The 23,118-nt window shown below is 70.3% G+C and carries 24 protein-coding genes; 8 read left to right on the top strand and 16 right to left on the bottom strand.

The window, feature by feature from the left end:
- Positions 1-32: 32 nt before the first annotated feature.
- The 4 genes from LXN57_RS25955 to LXN57_RS25940 all read right to left on the bottom strand — a co-directional run bounded on the left by LXN57_RS25955 (position 33) and on the right by LXN57_RS25940 (position 3,516).
- On the bottom strand, positions 33-1,106 hold the full coding sequence (locus LXN57_RS25955) for a glycosyltransferase (RefSeq protein ID WP_251800821.1): 1,074 nt from the start codon (positions 1,104-1,106) through the stop codon (positions 33-35).
- Positions 1,103-2,242 (bottom strand): glycosyltransferase, encoded by a 1,140-nt coding sequence (locus LXN57_RS25950; RefSeq protein ID WP_251800820.1) that lies wholly within the window; start codon positions 2,240-2,242, stop codon positions 1,103-1,105. The genes LXN57_RS25955 and LXN57_RS25950 overlap by 4 nt, the downstream gene beginning before the upstream one ends.
- Positions 2,243-2,424: 182 nt before the next feature.
- Positions 2,425-2,607 (bottom strand): hypothetical protein, encoded by a 183-nt coding sequence (locus LXN57_RS25945; protein WP_251800819.1) that lies wholly within the window; start codon positions 2,605-2,607, stop codon positions 2,425-2,427.
- A gap of 189 nt (positions 2,608-2,796) precedes the next feature.
- Complete coding sequence (locus tag LXN57_RS25940; protein ID WP_251800818.1) at positions 2,797-3,516, bottom strand: GAF domain-containing protein; 720 nt, start codon at positions 3,514-3,516, stop codon at positions 2,797-2,799.
- Positions 3,517-3,787: 271 nt separating this feature from the next.
- Between LXN57_RS25940 and LXN57_RS25935 the strand changes: the two genes are divergently transcribed.
- The gene (locus LXN57_RS25935) at positions 3,788-5,416 is read left to right on the top strand and encodes a methyl-accepting chemotaxis protein (RefSeq protein WP_251800817.1); all 1,629 of its coding nucleotides are present in this window, start codon (positions 3,788-3,790) and stop codon (positions 5,414-5,416) included.
- 28 nt (positions 5,417-5,444) lie between these two features.
- Here the strand turns inward: LXN57_RS25935 and LXN57_RS25930 are convergent, their stop codons facing one another.
- Entirely contained in the window at positions 5,445-5,669 is a 225-nt protein-coding gene (locus LXN57_RS25930; protein WP_221380318.1) for a hypothetical protein, read from the bottom strand.
- Positions 5,670-6,167: 498 nt separating this feature from the next.
- On the opposite strand from LXN57_RS25930, the gene LXN57_RS25925 reads away from it, so the two are divergent.
- Positions 6,168-6,899, top strand: a complete 732-nt coding sequence (locus LXN57_RS25925) for an ATP-binding protein (RefSeq protein ID WP_251800816.1) — start codon at positions 6,168-6,170, stop codon at positions 6,897-6,899.
- A 31-nt stretch (positions 6,900-6,930) separates the two neighbouring features.
- Here the strand turns inward: LXN57_RS25925 and LXN57_RS25920 are convergent, their stop codons facing one another.
- Complete coding sequence (locus LXN57_RS25920; protein WP_251800815.1) at positions 6,931-7,104, bottom strand: hypothetical protein; 174 nt, start codon at positions 7,102-7,104, stop codon at positions 6,931-6,933.
- 251 nt (positions 7,105-7,355) lie between these two features.
- Here LXN57_RS25920 and LXN57_RS25915 point away from each other — a divergent pair, with 251 nt between their 5' ends.
- Positions 7,356-7,742 carry a hypothetical protein gene (locus tag LXN57_RS25915; RefSeq protein ID WP_251800814.1) on the top strand — a complete coding sequence of 129 codons (387 nt, stop codon included), beginning with the start codon at positions 7,356-7,358 and terminating at the stop codon, positions 7,740-7,742.
- 60 nt (positions 7,743-7,802) lie between these two features.
- Here LXN57_RS25915 and LXN57_RS25910 read toward each other — a convergent pair whose 3' ends face one another.
- The 6 genes from LXN57_RS25910 to LXN57_RS25885 form a co-directional block, all read right to left on the bottom strand.
- Positions 7,803-8,366 carry a hypothetical protein gene (locus LXN57_RS25910; RefSeq protein WP_251800813.1) on the bottom strand — a complete coding sequence of 188 codons (564 nt, stop codon included), beginning with the start codon at positions 8,364-8,366 and terminating at the stop codon, positions 7,803-7,805.
- A gap of 271 nt (positions 8,367-8,637) precedes the next feature.
- Positions 8,638-9,651 carry a diacylglycerol/lipid kinase family protein gene (locus LXN57_RS25905; protein WP_251800812.1) on the bottom strand — a complete coding sequence of 338 codons (1,014 nt, stop codon included), beginning with the start codon at positions 9,649-9,651 and terminating at the stop codon, positions 8,638-8,640.
- A gap of 89 nt (positions 9,652-9,740) precedes the next feature.
- Positions 9,741-10,046, bottom strand: a complete 306-nt coding sequence (locus LXN57_RS25900; RefSeq protein WP_251800811.1) for a hypothetical protein — start codon at positions 10,044-10,046, stop codon at positions 9,741-9,743.
- Positions 10,047-10,275: 229 nt separating this feature from the next.
- Positions 10,276-10,623 carry an STAS domain-containing protein gene (locus tag LXN57_RS25895; protein ID WP_251800810.1) on the bottom strand — a complete coding sequence of 116 codons (348 nt, stop codon included), beginning with the start codon at positions 10,621-10,623 and terminating at the stop codon, positions 10,276-10,278.
- A gap of 2 nt (positions 10,624-10,625) precedes the next feature.
- Positions 10,626-11,462 carry a SigB/SigF/SigG family RNA polymerase sigma factor gene (locus tag LXN57_RS25890; protein ID WP_251800809.1) on the bottom strand — a complete coding sequence of 279 codons (837 nt, stop codon included), beginning with the start codon at positions 11,460-11,462 and terminating at the stop codon, positions 10,626-10,628.
- A gap of 172 nt (positions 11,463-11,634) precedes the next feature.
- Complete coding sequence (locus tag LXN57_RS25885) at positions 11,635-12,087, bottom strand: DUF5994 family protein (protein WP_251800808.1); 453 nt, start codon at positions 12,085-12,087, stop codon at positions 11,635-11,637.
- Between the two features lie 276 nt (positions 12,088-12,363).
- Here LXN57_RS25885 and LXN57_RS25880 point away from each other — a divergent pair, with 276 nt between their 5' ends.
- The 3 genes from LXN57_RS25880 to LXN57_RS25870 all read left to right on the top strand — a co-directional run bounded on the left by LXN57_RS25880 (position 12,364) and on the right by LXN57_RS25870 (position 15,089).
- Positions 12,364-12,735 (top strand): DUF5994 family protein, encoded by a 372-nt coding sequence (locus LXN57_RS25880; RefSeq protein ID WP_251800807.1) that lies wholly within the window; start codon positions 12,364-12,366, stop codon positions 12,733-12,735.
- A gap of 135 nt (positions 12,736-12,870) precedes the next feature.
- Positions 12,871-13,938: a fatty acid desaturase family protein gene (locus LXN57_RS25875; protein ID WP_251800806.1), complete on the top strand. Its 1,068-nt coding sequence runs from the start codon at positions 12,871-12,873 to the stop codon at positions 13,936-13,938.
- A gap of 299 nt (positions 13,939-14,237) precedes the next feature.
- The gene (locus LXN57_RS25870) at positions 14,238-15,089 is read left to right on the top strand and encodes an alpha/beta fold hydrolase (RefSeq protein WP_251800805.1); all 852 of its coding nucleotides are present in this window, start codon (positions 14,238-14,240) and stop codon (positions 15,087-15,089) included.
- A 4-nt stretch (positions 15,090-15,093) separates the two neighbouring features.
- On the opposite strand, the gene LXN57_RS25865 is transcribed toward LXN57_RS25870, so the two are convergent.
- From LXN57_RS25865 to tkt, 3 genes are all read right to left on the bottom strand, one after another.
- Positions 15,094-15,819: a GAF and ANTAR domain-containing protein gene (locus LXN57_RS25865; RefSeq protein WP_251800804.1), complete on the bottom strand. Its 726-nt coding sequence runs from the start codon at positions 15,817-15,819 to the stop codon at positions 15,094-15,096.
- A 41-nt stretch (positions 15,820-15,860) separates the two neighbouring features.
- Positions 15,861-16,598, bottom strand: coding sequence for a GAF and ANTAR domain-containing protein (locus LXN57_RS25860; protein ID WP_438872913.1), 738 nt, complete (start codon positions 16,596-16,598; stop codon positions 15,861-15,863).
- A gap of 181 nt (positions 16,599-16,779) precedes the next feature.
- Complete coding sequence (tkt, locus tag LXN57_RS25855; protein WP_251800802.1) at positions 16,780-18,990, bottom strand: transketolase; 2,211 nt, start codon at positions 18,988-18,990, stop codon at positions 16,780-16,782.
- A gap of 207 nt (positions 18,991-19,197) precedes the next feature.
- On the opposite strand from tkt, the gene LXN57_RS25850 reads away from it, so the two are divergent.
- Complete coding sequence (locus LXN57_RS25850) at positions 19,198-20,460, top strand: SpoIIE family protein phosphatase (RefSeq protein WP_251800801.1); 1,263 nt, start codon at positions 19,198-19,200, stop codon at positions 20,458-20,460.
- Between the two features lie 234 nt (positions 20,461-20,694).
- A complete protein-coding gene (locus LXN57_RS25845) occupies positions 20,695-20,898 on the top strand; it encodes a cold-shock protein (RefSeq protein WP_221380327.1) in 204 nt (67 codons plus the stop codon).
- A gap of 134 nt (positions 20,899-21,032) precedes the next feature.
- Here the strand turns inward: LXN57_RS25845 and LXN57_RS25840 are convergent, their stop codons facing one another.
- Positions 21,033-23,063 carry a M6 family metalloprotease domain-containing protein gene (locus tag LXN57_RS25840; protein WP_251800800.1) on the bottom strand — a complete coding sequence of 677 codons (2,031 nt, stop codon included), beginning with the start codon at positions 23,061-23,063 and terminating at the stop codon, positions 21,033-21,035.
- Between the last annotated feature and the right edge of the window lie 55 nt (positions 23,064-23,118).

Below are 23,118 nucleotides of genomic sequence, written 5' to 3'. Positions count from 1 at the left end.
GAACGTGCTCCGTGGAGCCTTCCCGCACCGTGTCAATCGGTTCGCAGGTGGATCGCGTCGCCCGCGCCGGAATCGCTTCGGTGCTGGAGGGTGGAGATGAGGGCCAAGGTGGATTCGGCGCCCTGGTTCAGGTTGGGCCCGTGCAGGGTCAGTCCGTCGTAGCCGCCACCGGTTGCCGGGTCCCACATGGCGTAGCCGATGTCGTTGGCGCCGAGGAACCAGTCGACGGAGCGGCGTACTCCGGTGTGCCAGGTCTCCTCGCCGGTGATCGCCGCGGCGGTGGCGCAGGCGTCGGCCAGCGCGGCCACTTCGATCGGTTGCTGGTCGTGCCGCAGCCGGGGGCCGCCCGACTGCCAGCCTGACGACGGGAGCACCGAGAGGTGGTTGTCGCGGGTCTGGATGTTCAGCAGCCAGGCCAGCATCCGCAGGCCGGCGGCCAGGATCGGTGGGTCGTCGAGGAGGTCGCCGGCGACGACGAGGGCTTCGGCGAGGGCGGCGTTGGCGTAGGTGAGCCGTTGCTCCGGCCACGGCCAGCCCGGGTCGGGTCCGGGACGGCCGATGACGGCGGCGGCATCGGCGAGAAGAGCGATGGCCGGCTGGTTGCCGGGGTCGGCGCGGACCACTTCGGCGGCGCCGAGCGCGGCGAAGGCCATGGAACGGGGGGCGGTGGCCCGGCACCAGGCACTCTGGTTGAAGGCGAGGAGGGCCTCCTGGCGGATCCACGGTGCCGGGCAGCGGGCGGCGGCGGTGCCGAGACCCCACAGCGCGCGCCCCCACCAGTCCCCGAGGGCGGGCTGGTCCGTCCAGTTCCGGTGGAACGTGAGCCGGTTGTGGAAGGCCCCCTGGGCGTCCTGGGCGTGGGTGAGGAAAGTCAGATAACACTCCGCGAGGCGGAAAACCTCGGCCGAGGGGGCGGGCTCGCGGCTCGTGACCACGAGGCCGCGGGCGACGTCGTCGGTGCAGTAGCCGTGCTCGCGTCGGGCTGTGGCGTTGCGTGCGTGCTCGAAGAGACCGGTGTCGTCGGTGAGCCGGGCCAGATGCGCGAAGGTGGGGGCCGGAGCGGTCCGGCCGGTTCTCGGCGCGACGATGGCTGTCCTGACGGTCACGGGCCGGCCACGGAGACCGGGCCGGCGGTGACGGAGACCAGCTTCGCGGCCACGTCGTGATACTGCTCTGCGACGGCCGGCCATCGTAACGCCGGTCCGCCGTGACCGTTGCGCTCGAGCAGAGTGGCGGCCAGCGTGGGCTTGGTGATTATCCGCCGGATGGCAGCCGCCAGGGCGACCGGTTTCCGGTGCGGTACGAGCAGACCGGGCCCGTCGGTGAGCAGTTCCACCGCGTGCGGGAAAGCGGTTGCGACGACCGGGATCCGGGCCGCGACCGCCTCGACGAGGACACCCGAGGTGACCTGTTCGGTGGAGTCGTAGGGCAGCACCACGACATCGGCGGAGCGGACGAGCGCTGCCAGCGCCGCGTCGTCGAGATAGGCCGGCTCGTAGCGCACCCGGTGCGCGATGCCGAGGGTCGCGCCGAGCTGGTGCAGGCCCGCCCGGTAGGCCTCGCCGTGCAGCTCGACCACCTTGGGGTGGGTGCGGCCGGCCACGGTGTAGACGGGCGCCGGCTCGAGGTCGTTCAGCAGCGCGAGGCCGCGTAGCGCCCACTCGATGCCCTTGCCCGGGCCCAGCAGGCCCCAGGTCAGCAGGTGAGGCTGGGCGGGCCGGGGTTCCGCGGCGCCCGCGTAGTCGGAGGCGCCGTGCGGGATCACAGAGACCTTGGTGGCGTCGACGGTATAGCCGGTGAGCAGCCGGTCGTACGCGGACTTGGTGATGGCGACGACCGCGCCGGCTGCCGCCACGATTTCCTCGAGCAATGACTTCTGGCTCGGCGTGGGGCGGGACAGCACGGTGTGCAGGACAACGAGGCTCGGCACGGTGAGCCGGCGCATCACCGAGAGGACCTCTCCACCGTCGCGGCCGGGGTAGATGCCGTACTCGTGCTGGATGACGGCGACGTCGAAGGTGTTGAGCACCTCGGCGGCCTCGCGCCAGCCGGCGGGTGTCGTCGCCGCCCAGGTGTGCACCACACCGGGTGTGGGTGTCAGGTCGTCGCCGCGGGCCGTGACGCGCACGACGCCGCCGGATATGCCGGTCGTGCCCAGGTGGGCGGCCAGCGCGGAGTTGAAGGTCGCCAGGCCGCAGCGAGTCGGCGGGTGAGTGCTGAGGAATCCATACCTTATGGTCATGTGCCGTACCTTTCGGTCATCGGCCCGCAGCGGTTTGTCCCGGACCGGGTCGAGAGAACGGACCGGGTCAGCGACTGCTCGGGGAAAGGTGAGCGATGACCTGCGTGCCGCAGATCATGGATTCCACCGTCGACAGACCGAACGGCTCGTCGAGTCGAGCCGGCCCCCAGGGGGGCCGGCATTCACGCGGGCTCGGAACCGGCCAACTCGGCCAACCCGGCCGGATCGAGGTGGAGGGTGGCCAGCAAGCCGCCGTGCCGGGACGGGTCGATGCGGTCGGGTAGCTCCCGGTCGACGAAGTCGGCCCGGGCGTGCTGACCACGCTCACGAAGAACGGCGAGCACAACTGCCTTGGAGATGGTCATTGTCTGCTTCCTGAAGGTGCCTGCGGCGCGCGATGAGGCCGCCGGGTTCCGGAGCGACAGGTGCAGCGTACGCCTGCCGACGAGACCGGGCCGTGTTCGGTGACTTACGACGCTCGCGGGGGCGATGCGATGGAGTGGCATACCGGAAAGAGGCGGCCCCGCATCGCCCGGAAGGCCCGGGTGTCCACCTCATGGCTGGTGCTGTTCGATGACCTGGGCGGCGGTTTCGGTCAGGGACGTGCCGGTCTTGGCGGCCCGGTCGCACAGAACCGGGTAGCCGTGGCCGGGGCCCGCCCCGTCGGCGGACAGGACGGCGATGGCCCGCTGGATCATGGTCCGTACGGCGACGGCGCTGATGAGACCCGCGGTCAGCTCCCGGGCGCCGGCGTCAAGCGCGTCGTGGTCCCAGTGATCGGTGGTGTCCGGGTCGTATGCCGCCCACACCGCGGTGGTCAGCGTCGACAGAGCGCCGGCCCGGCGGCTGTAGAGGTTGAGCGCCGCGATGGTCGTGCCGGAGCCGGCGAACAGCGGGATCGACAGGGACGTCGTGAGGCCGAACCGGGCGGCGGTGTCGCGGAAGCCCGGCCAGGTCACTGTGGCGGCGATGTCCGGTACGGCAGCCGGGTAGTGCGCCTCGAGGGCTTCGAGGCAGGGGCCGGCCTTGTCCTCGTACTGTGCCTGGTCGACGGCGACCGCGAGGTCGTCGCTGGCGGCGACGGTGGCGTAGGCGCCCGCGTCGCGGCTGGTCACCGAGCAGCAGTCGACCGCGGTGATCAGCTTCGCGGCCAGTTGAGCGACCACGATGAGGTCGGTCCCGATGCGGAAGCTGTGGTCGGGTGTGCCGGCCAACGCCAGCAACCGGTCCTGGAGCAGGCCGGTCGGCTGCGCATGCCCAAGCGGCGAGGCCACAAAAGTTCTCCTTGTCGGAGCGGAGGAAGCGCGCTGCTGGACCGCGCAGCCGGCGCGTCGTCCTCGTGCACCGTCGCCGGCCGTGCATACCACGACGATCACCACGTAAACGCCCGTCGACGACGGGCCCGCGGCGGGTGATGGCGCGGGCGATCAGCCGGCGTCTGATCGAGGAGAAGGGGCTCCTCCGGCTCAGCAGTTGTCCGTTTCCGCCGAACGTGCACAGGGAGGCGCCGTCTGACGGCTGCTGTCGAGGACTCGGGAGAGCCGTATGAGCGCATCAGCGAAGACACCGCGGGCAGGCAGCCGCCTCAACGACCTGGGCGTGGGTGCCAAGGTCATCCTGGCGGTGGCCGTGGTCGCCCTCGTCGCTGTGGTGACGGCCGGCGTCGCCTGGGCCCGGCTCGGATCGCTCGACGATCGGATCCAGAACCTGCGGACCACCAACATCGCGCGGCTGGACGCGCTGGTCACGTTGCAGGACGGCATGTCGGACATGTACCGGGGGCTCTTCCTCTACCAGGGCGCCCAGACAGCCGCCGAGCGGACCACCCACAAGGACTCCGTCAAGGCCGGGCAGGCGGCCGTGGATGCCGCCGGTGACCAGTACGTCTCCGCCCCCGACCCGTCGACCACGTGGAAGACGCAGACGCAGGCGTTCGGGGGCGCCTGGGCCAAGTACAAAGCGCTGGTGAACCTGCTGCTGTTCAAGGAGGCCCCGCCGCCGGGGGTCGAACTTCCCACCGCGCAGGCCGAGCAGTATGCCCTGTGGGGCGATGCTGAGAAGACGATGAACACCGCCGTCGACCAACTCATGACCCTGGAGCGATCGCAGGCGGCGCAGAACAGCACCGCAGCCCATGACGAGGCTGACGGCGCCGGGCGCACCATCCTGATCCTCGTGCTCGTCGGCGTCGCGCTCTCCGTCGCGATGGCGATGATGATCGGCCGGAACATCTCCCGCCGCCTGGCCGGCGTTCGTGACGTGCTCGATGCCGTCGCCGACGGCGATCTGACCAGGAACGCGACCACCGCCGGGCGCGACGAGGTCGGGATGATGGCGGGGGCGGTGAACCGAGCCACGACCTCGATCCGGCAGACCGTCGCGGCGCTCGCGGACTCCTCACGCCTGCTGGCCGAGTCGTCGCACCAGTTGTCGGCGTCCGCGGAGGCGATCGCCGGCAACGCTCACGAGACCTCTACCCAGACCGGCCTGCTCGCCACCGCCTCCGAGGGCGTCTCACGCAGCGTGCAGACAGTGGCGGCCGGCACCGAGGAGATGGGTTCGGCGATCCGGGAGATCTCTCAATCGGCCAACGACGCGGCCGGTGTCGCGTCGCAGGCGGTCACCGAGGCTGCCGCCACCAACGCGACCGTCGCCAAACTCGGCGAGTCCTCGGCCGAGATCGGCAACGTGGTCCGGGTGATCACCGCGATCGCCGAGCAGACCAATCTGCTCGCGCTCAACGCGACCATCGAGTCGGCCCGGGCGGGCGAGGCCGGCAAGGGCTTCGCCGTGGTGGCCAACGAGGTCAAGGACCTGGCCCAGGAGACGGCGAAGGCCACCGGCGACATCTCGCAACGGGTGGAGGCGATTCAGGCCGACACGGACGGCGCGGTCGCCGCGATCGGGCGGATCTCGTCGATCATCGCGCAGATCAACGACTATCAGACGACCATCGCTTCCGCCGTGGAGGAGCAGACCGCCACCACCAACGAGATGAGCCGGTCCATCGGCGAGGCCTCGACCGGGTCGAGCAGCATCGCGGACAACATCGCCGGTGTCGCCGCTGCCGCCCGGACGACAACCGCCGCGGTCGCCGAAACCCAGCGATCGGCTCAGGATCTGGCCCGGATGTCGAGCGAGCTCGAGTCCGTCGTGGCCCGGTTCCGGGTATAGAGAACGCGGCCGCGAGGTCCGCGAGCCGTCAGACCACGGCACCCCGGGGCGCGACCTCGATCGCAGCGACGCCCCGGCCGTAGAGCACGACGAGCCGCTCGCCGTGCTTCGCGCGCAATGCTCCGGAATCCTCGGCCAGGGTCGAGATCACGTGTTCCACCAGCTCGTCCTCGCCGGAGATGCCGGGTTCGTTGCACGTTATGTCCATCCGGTCGCCGCCGACCAGCCGTACGCGTAGCACCGTAGTCGCCATGTCCTGACGCTACTCGTCTCGCGCCGCCGGCCTGCCGGCGCGGAGCACGCGCCACCACCGAGGTCAGCATCGACAGCGCCGAGGACGGCGCCGTTGTGGCCCGCAGCTGGTACACACAATCGCCGCCGCGTGGGGGCTGTGCCCACGCGCAGCGGCAAGGTGGTGTGGGCCACCCTGGCGCAACTGTTCATCGCGGCTTTCATCCTTTGGTGAGCGGCGGTCGCCAAACCCTTGAGATAGCGTTGGCGTGGTGGGAAGTTCCTTCCCGGTCCAGCTGCCCCGGTCCCCGGTAGCGCCAAATACGGCAACAAGGCCTGGGAGCAGCTATGGGCGTCGGCAACTGTCCTCGAAACGACCATCTATGATGCGGCCGGGTGGCCGCGCCGCGCGAGTCGCCCTCACTCTGTGACCGCCGCGGGTGGCGGAATGCAGAAGCACCCGATCACTTCCCCGTATTTGCTCACCGCCGTCGCTGAGGGGCACAGCCCGCGAGTATCCGTGACGGGTGACGCCGGCATGGCGGTGGTCGAGATGGCGGTGCACGGTCGGTGGTCGCCGCACCTGGGTCAACAGGTTTCCGCCGCGCTGCGTATGTGCCTGGCCGGTCCGCCGACCCCTATCGTCGTCGCTTTGCACGACTTGGACGATCCCGCCGGGGCGAGTCTTTCGTTCTGGCTGGCGTTGTGGCGACAGGCCCGGCTCGACACCGTGCCGGTGCACGTGGCGTTCAGTGTCGCGAGCACGACCGTGCTGAGCCGGCGCCTGCGCTATCTGCGAGGACCGCAGCCACGCGTCTACTCCACCGTGGCCGAGGCGCGCGCGGCATTCGCCGCGCGGAGGTACCGCACCGATCGTCTGCAGGCCTGGCTGGAGCCCCGACCGGCGTCGGTCGAGGCCGCCCGCACCCTCGTCACGCGGGCCTGCGACGACTGGGACCGGCCGAAGCTGCTGCAGGACGCCTGCCTGATCGCCTCCGAACTGGCCACCAACGCGGTCGAACACGCCCGCACCGATTTCATCGTCACCGTGGCGCGCAGCGATACCCGACTGCACCTGTCGATTCACGACTGTGTCAGCAGGTTTCCGGCCGCGAGCGAACTGAGGCTCGCCGACCAGCCGGCCGAGCTCGGTGAACGAGGCCGGGGCCTGCGGCTCGTACACGCGACAGCCGCCGTGTGGGGAGCGGTGCCGACACGGGACGGCAAGGTGGTCTGGGCCGCCGTGGCGTGAGCGCGTACTCGTCGCAGCTCGGGCGTGGCTGTCAGACCGGTTCGGGCTTGACCAGCTCGGACGGATCGAGGTGGAGCGTGGCCAGGAGACCCCCGTGCACAGTGGGGTCGATGTCGTCGGGTAGCTCGCGGTCGACGAAGTCGGCCCTGGCGTGCTGGCCACGCTCGCGGAGGACGGCGAGGACGGTTGCCTTCGAAATAGTCATCTGTCTGTTCCCCTGACGGATAGGGCCGCCGAGGTCCGGAGCGACAGTCACCACAGTACGCCCCGTACCGGGAAGGTAGCGGCGTAGCCCACGGCCGCGCGGGTATCTGGAATCCAGTGGCAGGTCAACGTCGGGTGTCAACGGTCGGCGGCTTCTGGTAGACGCTGCGTCACCGCGTCGGGTGGCTGGACCATCTTGTCCGGGCAGGCATCCGGTACGACCGGGCCGGCGGCGGCCGGCCGGCTGCCGCGGTGACGTACTACTCGTTCTTTGCCTCGTTCGTCTTGGGACTGCTGGCCGTCCGGGTACTCGTGGACCTTCTGGTGCTGGTCGGGCTGGGGCTGCTGGTGGCCCTCGGGGCTGGAACTGCTCAAGACGCTCGGTGGTCTCTACGTGCGGGGCTCACCGAGGCCAACCCGGCCTATCTGCTCGTCGCGGGTTCGGTGGGGCTGCTGGTCTTCCTGAATGCGATCAACCAGCTGTTCCTGTTCGCCGCCGCGCTGACAGCGACCAGCACCGCCGGCCACCCGTTCGACCTCGCAGTCGAGGACGAGGGCAACAGCGGGACCGCGGACGATTGTCGTGCCTCCGTGCAGGGGCGTCCGGTCGAATCCGGCCCAGGTGCCCAACGGCCGTAACGCAGACCGGCCGCCTCGCCCGCAGGGGCGGAGGCGGCCGCCGGTTCAACTGTTCGGCCGTCAGCGGCCCAGCACGCCGGAGAACTTGCGGGCCACGCCACCCCACATCTGGCCTGGACGCTGTTGTTCGCCCTGCTGTGCCCCCATCGCGATCATCGTGCCGGTCAACGCCGGGATGGCCCACTGCAGAAGGCGTTGCTGCTTCAGCGTCGCCGCGACGTCGTCCGGCGTGTTCTGAGCCGGCTCGGAGCCTCCCTCGGCCGGCACCCGGCCGGCCCGGGCGATCCGCGCGCCGAGCAGCCCGCTGTACGCGGTGGTGCCCACGGCCGCGACGGTCACCGCGGTCTTGATGACCGTGTTCGCGGTGACCCCGGACTGGCCGGCCGCCCGGCCCCGGTTGGCGATGAGCAGGCCCAGCCCGCCGGCCAGATGGGCGGCGATCGCGGCGGCCGACACGGGGGCCCACCGGGCCCAGCCGCTGGACGCGATCCGCGTACGGTCGCCCGCGTCGGCGACGTCCTGCGAGGCGCCGTTGAGGCCGACCGCGCCCATCAGCGAACCGCCCATCCAGACTGCGGCGCCGACGTCGTGCAGGGTTCGGATCGTGGTGTGACGGTTGTTCATCCGGTACTCCTTGATTGGTGTGTCATCGGCGGCAGCCGACCGGGCATGGTTGCGAGTGGCATCGGCCACGTGTGCGTATGCGGTGAGGACGCGAGGCGGAAGAGGATCAGCACCCGCGCTGAGTCGTTGCCGGCTGCCGCTCGATGACCGCGTACTTTCGCAGCGGTGCGGAGCCAGGCGTTCCGGACCTGAAGTCTGGGGGCCGCCTCGAGCTGCCCGCACCACCCTGGGTGCCCTCGCCGGACCGGTGCAAACGTCGGTGGCGCCGGTGCTATCGCGGCGACTTCCGCGCGGCGACGGCTTCGCGGATCTCGTCCGCTTCGCGGCGGGCCGCACCGGCGTCGTGGGCCAGGTCGGGGTCGGTATCCGGTTGCGGCACGCAGAGCAGGAGCGCTTTCGGCCGTACGGTGACCAGCAGTTCCCGGCCGGGGTCGATGAGGTCGCCGTCGAGCTGGCGGGGCTGGATCCGGTTGCTGCGGATCTGCACGCGGGTGGCGGTGAAGGTCTCCATCCGGGCGACGGTTTTCCGGCGGCGCAGGAGACCCCAGCCGAGCGACACCCAGTGCCGCAGTGTCCGGGGGCTCAGGACGGCGACGTCGAGCAGCCCGTCGTCGGGGCGGGCATCGTTGAGCAGTCGCATGCCACCCTGCAGACGACCGACATTGCCGACGATCACGGTGCGGGGGCGGCGGGTGAACGAAGGCTGGTCGTCGAGGGTGATGCGGGTCCGCATGGGACGGTCGCGCAGGTGCTTGGCCGCTCCCGCCGCGTAGGCGAGCCAGCCGACGTGTTTCTTCGCCGTGCTGTTGGTCCCGTCGAGCATGTGGGCGTCGAAGCCCATGCCGGCCATCACGGCGAAGCTCTGCTCGCCGACGACGCCGACGTCGATGCGGCGCCGTCCGCCCTGCAGGACGACCTCGACGGCGGTCGCGACGTCGCCGGTGAGGCCCAGGTTGGTGGCCAGCAGGTTGCCGGTGCCGGCGGGCAGGACGGCCAGGGCGACGTCGGTCCCGGCGAGGGCGGTCACGCAGGCCATCACCGTGCCGTCGCCGCCGCAGGCGAAGACGAGCTGGGCGCCGTCCCGGGCGGCCTGAACGGATTGCCCGGCGCCGGGGTCCTCGGCCGTGGTCTCCAGCCAGATCGGCTCGGGCCATCCGGCGGCGCCCAGGGCGCCGGTGATGGTGTCGCGCAGTTCGTCGAGGTCGGGCACTTTGGTCGGGTTGACGACGACGGCTGTCCGCAGAACGCCGGATTGCAGCGGCCGGGACGAGGTCGGTGCACGCATGGCGGTGTGTCCTCGCGGTCGGTGGAACTGGCGGGAAACAGCGAGCGCCGCCGCCCCGGAAATCGGGGCAGCGGCGCCGGCCGGTGCGATCAGGAGTTGTCGGCGGCGCGGGTTCCGGCCTTGGCCAGACCGCGGCTCACCATGTAGCCGATGGTCAGCATGGTGATGTAGAGCCAGGCCCGGTCGGCGCGGAAGTAGTCGCCGCTGCTGCCGTTGTCGCCGTTGCCGTTGCCGTCGGCCACCAGCGAGGCGATCAGAATCGCCACCGTGATGACCGCGTACGCGATGAACTCGGTGGTCTTGAAAGCGGCCTTGGTCTCGGCCGGCCGGCGACGCTTCTCCCCGTTGACCGAGGTGACGTCGTTCCGGGAAGTTTCCAGATTGGGACTGGTCAAGAGAATCTCCAAAGGCCAGGACCGCGGACCAGAACGTCGTTGAGCGACGGGATGCGGCTGGCGGAAGTAGTGGGCCGGTTGGACCGGCCGGTCAACGACGGTAATTCGTCGCTGTCGATGAGGGGATACCCGGGCGGGCCGGGTTCAAACGGTCATCCAGCTGCGCGCCGGCGCCACGGTCGGTTCAGGGCAACCGAGGCGGCCGATCGGGGTGATTCGACGCTGACGGTCAGGTCGCGCTCCAGGGGAGTTGCTCCTCGTCGTGGACGACGAGGCTGTCGGTGCCGGTAGCGATCATGACGAGCCGGGTCTGCGGCGAGGCGTGCTGCATGAGGATCGGCGCGCCGGGAAGGTTGCGGTGTATCTGCTCCAGAAAATGGCAGAGCGCGGCGCCCGCGAACGTGACCCCGGCGAAGTCCAGGATCACGGCGCCCGGAGCCAGCCTGCTCAGCTGAGTGGTGGTAGCGGCCAGGGCCGGTCTGGCGTCGATGTCGAGCGCGCCGATGAGACGCACCCAGACGGCACGGTTGCCGCGCGCAACGACGGTGACGACGCACGCGCTGTTCTGTGGCGCCACGATCACACCTCGGTGAGAATTGATCGATTCCTGCGGCCGGCACAGCCGTTGCCCGGGTCGATCGCGTGCCGTAGCTGTCGCAGCGAGCGAGCGATCAGCCGTGAGACGTGCATCTGGGAGATCCCGACCTGGCCGGCGATCTCGGCCTGGGTCTGATTGCCGTAGAAGTGCAGGATCAGAATCGTCCGATCCCGCCGGTCGAGGAGGGACATCGCGAGCTCGAGCGCGGCCCGGGCCTCGACCAGCTCGTACTCGTGGTCGTCGCCACCCAGGGTGTCGCCGAGTTCGAGGCGGTCGTCTCGGCCGACCGGTTCGGACAACGACACCGCGTTGTAGGCGAGGCCGCCTTCGAGACCTTCCAGCACCTGCTCCTCGGTGGTGCCCAGGTGCGTGGCGATATCGGCCACGGTCGGGGACCGGCCCAATTTCTGCGTCAGCTCGTTCTGAGTCGCGCTGATCCGGAGTCGCATCTCTTGGAGGCGGCGTGGCACCCGCACGGCCCAGGCCCGGTCGCGGAAGTAGCGTCTGATTTCGCCGAGGATGGTCGGGATCGCGAAGCCGGCGAAGACGACCCCGCGGTTCGGATCGAACCTGTCCACCGCTTTGATCAGACCCACGGTGGCGGTCTGGACCAGGTCGTCGATGGGCTGCCCGTAGTGGCGGTAACGGGAGGCGAGCCGTACGGCCATGGGCAGCCAGGCCTCGATGGCCTGGCCACGCAACGCCGGCCGCGAGGGATGCTCGAGCGGAAGAAGGGATAGCGCCGTCAGTAGATCGGACGGCGAACAGTCAGGCGGGCGGGTGACGCCCGAGGCGTAGCCGCCGTAAGCACCAGGCATGAGGTTCCCTCGTTGAGGAGAGTCGTCGATGCCGAAGTCTGGGGCAGCCGCCCCCTTACGGAGGCTCGCGTGCCTCAGTGTAGACCCGTTTGCGCGCTTCAGCCCCCGGAGCAGGATGCCGGTGTCCGGGCTCCCACGGTCCGGGGGAGACGCGGACGATCCCTCGGGGCGGTCAGCCTGTGTGCTCGACCCCGGCCAGCAGTTCGGGCGTGTGCCGGTTGTCGGCCGGGTCGGCCGCGGCGCTCAGCGCGGTGTCGGCCGACACCTGGCTCGCATCCGGCGGAACGACCAGCAGATCGAAACGGTCGTTCCCGAAGTCACTCATGACGGTGATCAGGCCGGACGGCTGAGAGGTGAACCAGCCGAGCCGCACCGCCCGGCCATCCACCGGGACCCGGCGCGGATGCGGCTCGTCCCACTCGGCGGTGTTCAGCAGCACGTGCGTGACCTCACCGCGCAGGCCGGCCAGGGCCTTGACCAGAGCGGGAAGCTCCGCGACCGCGTCGGTCGACCGGGGCCACCAGGCGCCGTCGAGGACGGTGGTCCGGGAGGGTTCGGGGTCCATGCGCAGGCGTACTGCGTCGTCCGGTGCTCGTGGGGTGCGGGTCATGGTGGCTCTGGTCATCGGGGTGCCCTCCTGTTGGCGACATCCGCGCCATCAAAGGGCGGGCGCGTTGCGCTCGTCGGAGGAGACGTCGAGAAGCCGGTGTGTCTCCACAGTACGCGCCCGGTTCCCGGCAACGCGTACCGTGGAAGTTGACCGGTGCGCAATCATCGGTGCCGGCTCCGGCCGGCGCGCGCGGCCGAAGGCCGTGTGCCTCACGGCCTCAGTGAGCCTCGTCCTCGCCTGTTCCGCGGGTCGGACCCGCGCCTGCGGTGGTCCCGGACGACGGGATAGACAGTGACACCTCTGGAACATCGGCCCGATTCGGCGCCCGGTCCTCGAACGGGGCTCGAGCCGGTCGGCGACCACGACCTGCTGCTCGACCGCAGCTCGTGGCCCGGTCCGGGCGACCTCGGCGCGCAGTTGCGGGTTCTGCTGCCCGCTCTCGACCAGATCCGCGGCCCGGTGGGGCGTCTGCTGCTCGGCGCCGCGGGCTGGACGGCCCGTCCGCATCAGGTGGTGCTGGCCGATCGCACGGTCAGCCTCGGCTATCTTGCTGATCAGCCGTCGTCGATGATCACCGTTCGCTGCCTCGACGGCGGCACCTTCACCATGCGGGTCGCGCCGTCCGGCCCGGTAACCCGGTTTATCGCCCCGCTGGGCGGGTAGTTTCTTCGTATTGCACCTACCGCCTTCGGCGGAGATGTATCCGGCCGTCCAGACTCCGCGGCCTCATCGTCAGTTTCATGCTTGCCGGCTTCTCGACGTCGTCGTGCCGGTGAGCAGGTTCTTAGGAGTCGCGCGATGAGCGCATCAGTGATTCAGCGGCCGAAGACGGCCGGTAGTGATTTTTCCGTTCTGAACCGGCAGATCGTCGAGGCCGGGTTGCTCGAACGGCGCCCTGCCTACTACGCCGTACGAGCGTGTGTCGTGTCCGCGCTGTTCGCGGGCGCCTGGGTGTTGTTCTTCCTGCTCGGCTCGTCGTGGTGGAACATCGCGGTGGCCGGGCTGCTGGGACTGGTCTTCTCGCAGGCGGCCCTGCTGGCCCACGACGTGGCCCACAGGCAGGTGTTCCGCACGAAACGGCCCAGTGAGATCGCGGGCAGAATCGTGGCCAACGTCGCGGTCGGGATGAGTTACGGCTGGTGGATGGACAAGCACACCCGCCATCACAACAACCCGAACCACGACGAGCTGGACCCGGACGTACAACCCGAGGTGCTCATCTGGGCCACCGAGTCGGCGTGGGGCCGGCGCGGGGTGAAGGGCTTCGTCACCCGGCACCAGGCCGGGCTGTTTTTCCCCCTGCTGACGCTGCTCAGCATCGACCTGCGCATCTCCAGCATCAAGGCGCTGCGACGGCCGGGCATGAAGCGCCGCGGGCTGGAAGCAAGTTTGATGGCGCTGCACCTGGTCGCCTACGTGGCCGCGCTGCTGCTGGTGCTGTCCCCGCTGCAGGCGCTGGTGTTCTTCCTGGTGCACCACGCGGTGTTCGGGGTGTACCTGGGGATGACCTTCGCACCGAATCACAAAGGCATGCCCCACCCGGACGGCAACGAGGACTACCTGCGCAAGCAGGTGCTGACCTCGCGCAACGTCAAAGGTGGCCGGCTGACCGACGTGGCCCTCGGCGGGTTGAACTATCAGATCGAGCATCACCTGTTCCCGGCGATGCCCACCCCGAATCTGCCCAAGGCGCAGCCGATCGTCCGGGCGTACTGCGAACGGGCCGGGGTCTCGTACGAGGAGACCAGCCTGATCATGTCGTATCGGCAGGCCCTGCGTCATCTGCACGCCGTTGGAGCCCCGCTGCGAGCGACGCGCCGTGAACGGCGAGTTGACGTCGACAGTTACACGCCGGCGTCCCGCTGACGTCGGCTCGTGAACTTTGCTCGGTAGCTGGTCGGTCCTGCGGGCCACCGTCCGAGGGGGACCGGTCGGCCCGCAGGACCACCGCCAGCGCTGTGCGGCTTGATGCATCCGTCCCCGGACGGGGGATTCGGGTGGTTTCGCCGAACGCGTGGACGCGGCCCTGGCGGGCCCCGGACCCAGTTTCAGCGAATTGGAGATCGCGTCCCTGCTCCGGCGGACCATCGGCAACCTGTCGCAGGCGTGAGCCGGCACCGCAACGTGGGAAAGAGGCTGCTATCACTGATATCCGACTCAGGGACATGCGCGCTAGGCGGCCGGGGCGCCTCGGCGTTCCGGACCGTCGCGCGGCCCTGGCCGCACCCGGCGAAGCGGACGGCTTCGTCAGCCGGCTGGAACATGCCGGCGGCCGGCAGTTGCACCTACGCCGTCGGCTCGGCGACCCGGCCGCGACGCCCTGGGTGATGCTGCATGGCCTCGCGGTGTCGCACCGCTACCTGATGCCCACCGCACGCCGTCTGGGACCGGGCTCGGTGTCCGTGCCGGACCTGGCCGGCTTCGGGCTTTCCGGCAAGCCGGCGACCGTGCTGAACGTCGGTGAGCACGCCGAGGCGGTTGCCGGACTGATGGACACGCTCGGCATCGACCGGGCCGCGGTTCTCGGCAATTCCTTCGGCTGCCAGGTCGCCGCCGAGCTGGCCGTGCGCCGCCCGGACCTCGTCGGCGCGCTCATCCTGGTCGGACCCACCACCGACCCGGCGGCAGCCACCGTCTGGGGGCAGACCAGGCGGCTGTTACGCGATCTGATCCACGAGGACGTGCGGCAGGCGCCCATTCTCGCCCGGGACATCCGAGAGGCGGGGGCTCGGCGCATCCTCACCACGCTCGGCTACGCGGTCGCCGACGACATCTACGGCAAGCTGCCGGCGATCCAGGCGCCGGCCCTGCTCCTGCGCGGCAGCCGGGATCCGATCGCACCGCAGTCATGGCTCGAACGCATGGCCGAACGCCTGGCCCGGGTGTCGGTGGTGACCATCGACGGCGCCGCCCACAACGTCGTCACGACGGCCGGCGCCGAGACGGCCGCCGCGGTCCGCGGTTTCGTCGAATCCCATGGCGGCGGCGCGACGTCGGCGCCGAAGCCGCCCGCCTGAACGGTCAGCGACCGCTCAGGTCCGGGAGGCCCGGCAGGTCGGTCACGATGGTCTCGGCGACCTCGCTGAGGCGGCGGTTGTTCCGGCGTGCGAAGTCACGGATCAGGGTGAACCCGTCGTCCGGGCTCACGCCGCGCGCCTGGGCGACGATGCCTTTCGCCTGCTCGATGACGATGCGGCTGTTGAGAGCGCCTTGCAACTGGCCGGTGAGCACCTCGCCGCGGTGAATAGCGCGTTCCTGCAGGAGGCCGATGACGGCGACGTCGGCCAGGGACTGCACGATGTGGGCGTCCGCCTCGTCCAGTTCCGTGGAGCGGCCGAACACGCCCATCGCACCGATCACCTCCTTGCGCAGGCGCAGCGGGAAGGCATGCACCGACTCGAAGCCGGCCTGGGTGGCACGTGGTGCGAACTCGGGCCACATCTGCGTCGCCTCGGCCAGGTTCACATTGGTCACCGGCCGGGCTGTGCGGAAGGCGTCGAGGCACGGACCGTCGCCGTACTGCAGCTGGAACAACTCCATGAGCCGGGCGCTCTCGTCGGAGGCGGCCATGAAGGTCAACCGATTGCGATGGTCCGCGAGCATCAACCCGGCCTCACCGGTGTCGAACAGGCCGGCCACCCGTCGAGTGAGCATCTGCAGAAACTCCACGACGTCGAACTCGTCGACGAGCGTGTCGGCGACATCGACGAACAGCGTCGCGAGCCGCTCGGCGGAAACGGTGGTCACAGCGGTCTACCGCCTTTCTCCGAATACCGGACCGACGGCGGTCACGACTGGCCGCTATCGAACGAAACCCTACGCGCCACGACGTCGCGCGCCACCTCTCCCAATGCCCTGTCCTCGGCATACGCATACGCGCGGAGCCGGGCCAAAGCATCGGCCAGGGAGACGCCCAACTGCACGGCCACCATCCCCTGTGCCTGGAACAACTCGGCCCGCTGCCCCACCACCTCGTCGTCCAGCCCGTCAGCGGCCGCACCGGGCGCCGCCCGGGCCTGACCGTCGAGCAGCGTCGTCACCGCTATGTCGGCGAAGGTCAACGCGTTCCGGAACTCATCGGCCGTCAGAGAGCCCACCTCATCCCGGAAGACGTCGAGGGCGCCCAGACGCGCCGCGCCGATCTGCAGCGGAAACGCGAACACGGCCCGCACCCCTCTGTCGTGCAGCGCCGGCGCGTACCCCGGCCATCGGCCCATCGCCCCGTCCGAGAGATCGGGCACGAGCACGGGCTGACGGCTGGCGAACGCGTCCAGACACGGACCCTCGCCCAGCGAGAACTGCAACTCCTCGAGTGGTTCGTAGGCCGGAGCGGAAACCGCAGCCACGCCCCGCATCCCGCCGGCGGCCAGCACGCTGACCCCGGCGCCGTTGGCGGACAGAGCCCGTTCGGCGGCGCTGCACAACCGGCGCAGCATTCCCGCGACGCCATGGCCGTCGCCCGGCCGAGCCGGCTCGTCTGCTACCAGGCGAGTCACCCGGACGATGAACTCATCCACGACGGCCATCAAGGGTTCGGCCGCGCTTGAGCAGCACGGCTCCCGAATGTGAGCGCCCTGTCATGGCTGCACCTCTTCCTGGCTCGGGAACCGCCGAGGACCAGGGCAGCAGCATGTCCGATAGTACGACTGTGTGTCTTACACTACGCTGAAACGGTGTCCACGTCGCGGCGTGGTTACACGGGCCCGCTCAGGCGGGCCGGTCGCCCGTGCCGCCGACCGTGGGACTCGCGGTGAGCTGGGAGCCACCGGGACGCACCGGACCGGCGGTGTCCCGGACGCTGTCGCGCGCGGCTGCGGCGACGGCATCCGGGGTGATGCCGAACTCCTGGTAGAGCCGCTGGTAGCCGGCGGAGGCGCCGAAGTGTTCCAGGCTGACGATGCGCCCGGCGTCGCCGACGATCTCGCGCCAGCCCTGGCCGATGCCGGCCTCGACGCTGACCCGGGCCCGCAAGGCGGGCGGCAGGACCTCGTCGCGGTAGGCGGCCGGTTGCTGGGCGAACCACTCCCGGCACGGCATCGAGACCACCCGGGCGGTGACACCGTCGCCGGCGAGCAGCTCGCGGGCGTCGAGGGCGATCTGCACTTCCGAGCCGGTGCCGATCAGCAGCACGTCCGCGTCGGTGTCGGCGCCGGCCACGACGTAGCCACCTCGGGCGGCGCCGTCGGCCGGGGCGTACGCCTGCGGGCCGCGCTCGAGGACGGGCACATTCTGCCGGGTGAGGACCAGGCCGGCGGGCCGGTCGGTGTGCTCGAGGATCGTTCGCCAGCAGACCGCGGTCTCGTTGGCGTCGCCCGGCCGGACGACGTCGAGGCCGGGGATGGCGCGGAGCGCAGCCAGGTGTTCGACGGGCTGGTGGGTGGGGCCGTCCTCGCCGAGGCCGATGGAGTCGTGCGTCCAGACGTAGGTGGCGGGCAGCTGCATCAGCGCGGCCAGCCGGACGGCCGGTCGCATGTAGTCGCTGAAGACCAGGAACGTGCCGCCGTAGGGCCGGGTCAGGCTCTGCAGGGCAATGCCGTTGAGGACGGCGCCCATGGCGTGCTCCCGGATGCCGAAGTGCAGCGTCCGGCCGTACGGGCCGCCGGACCAGTTCCGGGTCTGCCGGTCGGCCGGGATGAACGACGGTTCACCGGTCATGGTGGTGTTGTTGCTCTCGGCGAGGTCCGCCGAGCCGCCCCACAGCTCCGGCAGCACCGGCGCGAGCGCGGACAGGACCTCCCCGGAGGCCTTACGGGTCGCCATCCCCTTGGCGTCGGGGGCAAAGGTGGGTAGCGCCGCGGTCCAGCCGTCGGGCAGCTGCCGCTTGAGCAGCCGATCCAGCAGGGCGGCCCGGTCCGGATGAGCGGTCCGCCAGGCCTCGAATCCGGGCAGCCAGTCCCGGTGTACGCGTGACCCGCGCGCGACGACCGCACGAGTGTGCTCCAGCAGGTCGTCCTCGACGGTGAACGTGGCCTCCGGATCGAAGCCGAGCAGCCGCTTGGTCGCGGCGATCTCGTCGGCGCCGAGGGCGGATCCGTGCGCTTTGCCGCTGTTCTGCAGCGTCGGGGCGGGCCAGCCGATGATGGTGCGCAGTTTGATCAGCGACGGCCGGCCGGTCTCCGCCTTGGCGGCCTCGACAGCTGCGTGCAAGGCGTCGATGTCCTCGACGTACTCGCCGGTGCGGGTCCAGTCGACGGTCTGCACGTGCCAGCCGTACGCGGCGTAGCGGGCCGGGACGTCCTCACTGAAGGAGATGTCGGTGTCGTCCTCGATGGAGATGTGGTTGTCGTCGTAGAACATTACGAGGTTCCCGAGTTGCTGGTGACCGGCCAGCGAGCTCGCCTCGGCGGTGACGCCTTCCATGAGGTCGCCGTCGGAGGCGATCACGTACACGTGATGGTCGAACGGGCTGGTGCCGGGCGCGGCGTCCGGGTCGAGCAGTCCGCGCTCGCGGCGGGCGGCCATGGCCATGCCGACGGCGCTGGCCAGGCCCTGACCGAGCGGCCCGGTAGTGATCTCCACGCCGCGGGTGTGGCGGTATTCGGGGTGTCCCGGTGTGGCGGAATCCCACGTGCGCAGGGCACGCAGATCCTCGAGTTCCAAGCCGTACCCGCTGAGGTAAAGCTGGGTGTAGAGGGTGAGGCTGGTGTGCCCGGCGGACAGCACGAAGCGGTCCCGGCCGAGCCACTGGTCGTCGTTCGGGTCGTGCCGCATGACGTCGTGGAACAGCAGATAGGCCAGTGGCGCCAGGCTCATCGCCGTACCGGGGTGACCGTTGCCGGTCTTCTGCACGGCGTCAGCGGCCAGGAGCCGCACGGTGTCCACGGCCCGGACGTCTAGGCCGGTCCAGCCTGTGACGTCGGCGATCGGCGCCGTCACCTGCCGGGGAAGCGGGGGCGTGGACGGGCTGAGCTGGGTCATGCCGATCTCCTCAAGTGCTGCGGTGATGCCCGCGGGCAGGATGGAGACGTGCGCGGACCGACGACGCCTGTCAGCAGCGTGCCCGCTGCGCGGGCCGGTAAACCCGCGATCTCCTCGACACCGCCCGGCGCCTGACCAGGAGGCGACGCGCTCATACCCCGGATGAGAGACTCGACGGGTGAAACCACCAGGACATCCGGTCACCGAGTGCGTCCGCGCATAGTGTGGCCGCTCGGCCGCCGGTCCTACCGCCGGGGCGAGCCGGCGCAACAGCCGGCCCCGTCCACCGGCGTGTTTCCGGCTCTGCTCGAGGACGATCTTGGCGACCTCTACGACGAAGCGCCCTGCGGCTTCATCTCCACGCAGCCGGACGGCACGATCGCGAAGGTCAACACCACCCTGCTCACTTGGACGGGCTGGGCCCGCGCGGACCTGATCGGCCGCCGCCGCTTCGCCGACCTGCTCGCACCCGGCAGCCGTCTGCTCTACGAGGCCCGGTACGCGCCGCTTCTGTACCTGCAGGGCGAGGCCAAAGGCGCCGCGCTCGAGTTGCGTACCGGTGGTGACCACCCCCTGCCGGTCCTGATCACCTCCACCGTCAAGGTCGGACGCAGCGGCGCTCCGTTGCTGATCCGGACGACTGTCTTCGACGCGCGCGAGCGGCGTGCGTACGAGAACCAGCTGCTGGAAGCCCGGCAGGCGGCCGACCGCGAACGGGACCGGCTCCGCCTGCTGGTCAGCGGCCTTCAGCGCAGCCTGCTTCCGGCCTCGTTGGCGGCTCCGCCCGGCATGACGACGGCGTCCCACTACCACATGGCCTCCGACGACGAGGTCGGCGGCGACTTCTACGACATCTTCCCCCTGTCCGGCGACCGGTGGGGTTTCTTCCTCGGTGACGTCCGCGGAAAGGGGGTGGCCGCGGCAGCGGTGACCGCCGCCGCCCGCTACACGTTGCGCGCGGCCGCCGTTTACGATTCCGAGCCGGTCGCCGTGCTCCGGAACCTCAATACCGTCCTCTACCAGGAGTACGCCGCGCCGGGGCACAGGCACTGCACCGTCATCTTCGGCGTCCTCGAACGGCGGGGCAGCGGCTACACCGCCACGGTGGCCTCCGGCGGCCACCCGCCGGCCCTCGTGGTGCGCGCCGACGGTTCCGCCGCGTACCACTCGACCGACGGTGGCGCGCTGGTCGGCATCCTGGCCGAGCCGCGTCTGGTCGCCCGGACGATCTCGCTGGGGGCGGGCGACACCCTGATCCTGTACAGCGACGGGCTGACCGAGGCGCGCACCGGGCCAGGTGAGCGGTACGGCGAAGAGGCGTTGCTCGAGTTCGCGAAGGGACAGGGTCCGACCAGCGCCCCGGCCGTCGTCGAGGCGCTCGCCGGCCTGCTCACCACGTTCACCGAGGTCGACGACGACGTCGCGATGATCGCGCTTACCGTGAACGGCTCGGCCCGGCCGTCGGCGTGAACCCGGTCGCTGGGTGTCGTGCGGCAACGCCCCCACGGGCCTACGTCCGAATCGCGCCGGGACGTAGGCCCGTGCTAGATTGGTCCGGTTGCAGTATTGATTTCCTTGGACGTTTCCCGACGCCTGATGGGTCTCAACCCGTCAGGCGTTTTTTGTTTCGTCGGTACACGGTGATCAGCGCGGCGACGCGGGGCGGCGCACAGTGCGCCTCTCACGAGTCGACAGGAGAAAAACATGGCCACCGGTACCGTCAAGTGGTTCAACGGCGACAAGGGATTCGGCTTCATCGCTCAGGACGGTGGCGGCGCTGACGTGTTCGCGCACTTCTCGGCCATCGCCTCATCCGGCTTCCGCAGCCTCGAAGAGAACCAGCGGGTCGAGTTCGACGTCGAGCAGGGCGCCAAGGGCCTGCAGGCGGCGAACATCCGCCCGCTGTAACAAGACGGCCCGGCGCTCCTCGAAGAGCCGCCGGGCTTGGTGGCGGCCGGTTGCCCACGGTTGTAGATCCGCGTTCGCTCGCGTGATCTCCCCTGGTCAGCCGGCCGTCTCCGTTCGACCGCCGGCGGCAGCGGTCACCGGGTCGCACACGATGTTGTGCTCCCGGCGGCGGCGTTGCTCTCCGAGGTGAGGGTCACCGTTGCCCGGCGGGTGTTCTTCGTCCAGACTTCCACCGGTGCCGTCCGGCCGGCGGGAATGCCGACCACGGTGCGGGGGAGTGTGGCTCCCGGGGCCGTGACGCGGAAGACGTCGGCGGCTCGGCCGGTGTTGCGTACGCGAAGGGTGCAGCGCGCCCAACCGGTGTGGTCGGGGCGGGCCGTGGCCGGGTACGCCTTGACGCCCCGGGCGGACGGGCCGGCTCCGTCGAGGGAGCGGACAGCCACGTCGTACGACAGCACGCCCTTGTTGTTCCGTTGGCGGTCGAGAACGTAGAAGTGCAGGCGGTTCGGCGTGTCGACGTACTCGAACCGGCTGCCCGAGCCGGTGCCGGCGTGGAAGAGGGCGTCGGAGAGCTGGCGGTAGTCACCGATCGTCATCTTCTGCGGCGTGCCGTCCGGCAACACGAAGTCGACCTTGTCGATGTCCTGCGGATTGGCGTCGACGGTCCAGATGAACGGGGCGGCGTCCGCGTCCTTGGTCTTGGCCAGCAGCACGCCGGAGTCGGGCGTGAACGAGTCGAAGCCCATCCGGTCGACCACCTCGAGCGTGTAGTTGCCGTAGCCGCCGCCGTCGCAGAACGGATCGGTCGCGGCGTCGCAGGCGGGCGAGCGGTCGCCGCCGTCGAGCGTCACGTTGATGCCCGCGAGCCCCTGATCGACTGCTCGTGCCGTCACACGGGTCACGACCACGCCCGAGGCGGCCAGCGCTTCGCGGGAAAGGCGCAGCACCGCATCGGAGGAGACGATGCCGAGCTTCATCTTGTTCCGCAGCATGTGCTGGGCGCCCATCGACGAACCGGCCGTGCCCGGGATCAGCCAGCGGCTGTGCGGGCCGCCGGGACCGTTGAACGTGCCCCGGCTGAGCATTTCCCACGGTCCGCTGTAGTCGCGGCGGGCCGGGATTCCGTACGGGTTGTTGTAGTTGTCGCCGACCCCGAGGATGTGGCTGAACTCGTGGGCATACGTCGACATGCCCGAGCTCTCGGCCTGCAGCGAGCTGCCCTGGGTCGCGTTGGGCCAGATGTTGGCCGACGCCTGCCACGAGGTCCAATCGACGTAGCGGGTGGCGTTCCAGTTCGGCAGCGCGTCGTCCGGCGGCCCGAAGTCCTCGGACACGTCCTCTCTGGTGGTGAACTTCATCGGCCCGAACTCCTGCCAGGTGGCCGATTCGTCCTGCCCGGCCGACAGGAAGAAGACGAAGTCGTAGCGGGCTGCCTCGTCCTCGCCCACCGCGGCGATCCAGGCGGCGCGAGCGTCGGTACGCAGATTGCGGCCGCAGGTGTCACCGGCCGGGCAGCCCTGCCCGCGCTGCATCTGGGCCTCGACGCCGTACTCGTGGCTCTCGTTCGGCATCTGGTAGACGCCGAACGCGCTCAGCTCGATGCCGAACCGCCCGTTGGAGTCCTCCATCCAGTACTCGTGGATGGTGTGGCCGCGGTTGAGCCCGCCGGGCCGGTTGAGGAAGTCGCGGTAGAACTGTGGCACGTCGGCACGGGCGAGATTCTGGACGCCGGACGGGTTGCCGTAGATGGTGGAGTTCGCCGGCTGCGTGACGACGAACGGCTGGTTCGGATAGTCGACGAGCACGAGAGCGCCGTTGAAGTTGCGTTCCGACCCGCGTACGGCCGGATTCGCCCAGTCGGTGCCGGGCACCGGCCGGTAGTCCGACCACGTCATCGTGTCGGGGAGCTCGTAGCGCTGCGGATCGATCGGCTGCGGCCCGCCACCGCCGGGACGGCTCAGCGTGGCGGCCTCGTCGACCTGCCACGGCTGGGTCTGCGGCCAGTGCCGCATGCGCCAGGGCGTGTCCGGGTCGCCTTTCTCCGCGGCCGTGGCCGGGTCGACGTCGGCCTTCACCGCGGCCGTGGCCGGCGAGGCGGCGAGGGCGCCGGCCGCGGCCAGCACCACGACGGACATTGCCGAGACCAGGCGTCGCGCGCTCGTCATCACGCCATCCTGGCAGGGGGATCGACAAACATCAATGAGGTCGGTTGCGTCCCGG

The sequence above is a fragment of the Paractinoplanes hotanensis genome (assembly GCF_023717965.1).
Lineage (GTDB): Bacteria > Actinomycetota > Actinomycetes > Mycobacteriales > Micromonosporaceae > Actinoplanes > Actinoplanes polyasparticus.
The sequence above is the reverse complement of the archived record's forward strand: the minus strand, read 5'-3'. Positions and strand labels throughout refer to the sequence as shown.